Here is a 2,101-nt window from a genome sequence, read left to right on the forward strand (position 1 = left end):
CAGCGTCAGAAACCCTTATGCCACTTTCCTCAACCTGCCGGAAGCTGTTTTCAAACCACGGCGTACGATGCTGCTGCTGTTAATGTTTACTGAAACGATCACGTATTACCACCAGTACCAAAGGGAATTGAAAACGGACGAGGACACCGGCGAACAATATATTGAAAGTACGATAGCCGATATAGAGGCTGCTTTTACACTACTGGAAACTACCTTGCTCAAAAAGAGCGATGAGCTGAACGATGCCTGCCGGAACTTTTTTGAACGGCTGAAAGCCTACCTGAAAGAACAGGACACCGAGGCTTTTTACAGTAAAGAAGTAAGGTCGGCCATGCGGTTAAGCCCGAGCAGTTTAGGCCGTTACTTGTACGAACTGGAACGGATGGGCTATATCAAGATCACCAGGGGCAACCGCTATAAAGGCTTTGAGTACAAAATACAGAACTGGAACGACCTGGAAACATTAACCAATGATGCGCAGCACATGGTAAAAACCATCCTCGAAAATATCAAAACGGTAACCCGTAACCCGGTAGTAACCCAGAGTACTGATGGGTTACCTAAAGTACAGAGAGCCAGTAAGAAAAAGGTAGTAACCCAAGAACCATAAAAAATGCAAGGCACCCTTAAAAATCCGTCATATATCCGTCTGCAGGCAGGCTTTTCCGAATGGCTGCGCATCCTGAACTTTGAACCAACGATCCAAAGGGACATGCCTAAAATGTTAACGGAGTTCCTGAAATACCTGGAATTGCAAAACTGTAACCACCCGCACGAGATACAGGAAACGCACCTGAAAAACTACCTAACACGCCTGTACGAACGGCCATGCAAAACAAAGGCCGGAGCGATCAGTCTGAACTATATCCGTAAGCATTTACAGGTCATTAAAAAGTTTAGCCGTTACCTGACAGAGAGCGGACAGGAAAGCTTCACAGTCAAGCTTCGCATTAAGGGCAAGGCCAGTAATGTTAAAAGCATATTGACCACTAACGAGGTTAATAAATTGTATGATGCCACCAAAGACGATGCTTTAGGAATGCGGGATAAAGCGATGCTGGCTTTGTATTATGGCTGCGGACTGCGTAAGAACGAGGGTGTAAAAGTTGATCTGCGGGACATACTGATCGAAAAAGACCTGGTATATGTGCGGAAAGGAAAAGGCTACAGGGAGCGCTATGTGCCATTAACAGGCAGCAATAAAGCCGACCTTGAAAACTATATCCAGTATGCCCGGCCTTACCTGGTTACCGGTAAAAAAGATGATGCTTTATTGCTGAACATCAGCGGTAAAAGATTGAGCGGCGCCAGAGCTTATGAACGGCTGCAACAGCTCAAAACCGAAGCGAGGCTAACCAAGAACATTGGCCTGCATACGCTTCGCCACAGCATTGCCAGCCACTTGCTGCATTCCGGAATGAAGTTAGAACAGATCCAACGCTTTTTAGGGCATAGCAGTCTTGAAAGTACACAGATCTACACCCACTTAAAGCATGAGCAAGTTTGAAGAATACTTACAGGAAACGGGCTTTAAGCCGCAAACAATCTACCAGCACCGAAAATATGCCAGCTATTTTTTAGCCTGGGTAGTGGAAACAAGCCTGGCTTTAGAGCAAATAACCTACACCGAAATACTGGACTTTGCAGATCACTTAGGCAAAGGCAACAAAAATGTTAATCTTATAAATCGGGTAATGTTAGCGGTCAGGTATTACTTTACTTACCTGCAAAACGAAAAGCAGATCAGTTACAACCCGGCAGCCGGTATCAGCCTGAAAGGAACGATCAGAACCGTTCCGCATGACCTCTTAGAAAAAGCAGACCTGGAAGCACTTTATCATAATTACGAGATCAAAGACGAACGTACCCACCGTAATAAAGTAATTATAGGCTTATTGGTCTACCAGGCTTTAACCAGGGAAGAACTGGAAACCATCCGGCCGGAGCATTTGAAGTTGAGAGAGGGTAAAATCCATGTACCAAAACAGGTAAGCAAAACGACAGGATATTACCCTTGCAACCTCATCAAATCTTAGACCTGCAAGAATATATCTTGCTGATACGGCCAAAGCTTCAAAGCAGATCAGAGCGTTTGTTCACC

At 45.1% G+C, this 2,101-nt stretch carries 3 protein-coding genes; all 3 read left to right on the plus strand.

What is annotated here, in order from left to right:
- Nucleotides 1–610: hypothetical protein (locus ACFQZI_RS19870; RefSeq protein WP_377145623.1), on the plus strand; the 610-nt coding region annotated here is incomplete at its 5' end.
- A gap of 3 nt (nt 611–613) precedes the next feature.
- Nucleotides 614–1,507 carry a tyrosine-type recombinase/integrase gene (locus ACFQZI_RS19875; protein ID WP_377145626.1) on the plus strand — a complete coding sequence of 298 codons (894 nt, stop codon included), beginning with the start codon at nt 614–616 and terminating at the stop codon, nt 1,505–1,507.
- Nucleotides 1,494–2,036: a tyrosine-type recombinase/integrase gene (locus ACFQZI_RS19880; protein ID WP_377145629.1), complete on the plus strand. Its 543-nt coding sequence runs from the start codon at nt 1,494–1,496 to the stop codon at nt 2,034–2,036. The genes ACFQZI_RS19875 and ACFQZI_RS19880 overlap by 14 nt, the downstream gene beginning before the upstream one ends.
- Nucleotides 2,037–2,101 lie beyond the last annotated feature (65 nt).

The organism is Mucilaginibacter lutimaris (genome assembly GCF_042676625.1).
Classification (GTDB): Bacteria; Bacteroidota; Bacteroidia; order Sphingobacteriales; family Sphingobacteriaceae; genus Mucilaginibacter; species Mucilaginibacter lutimaris.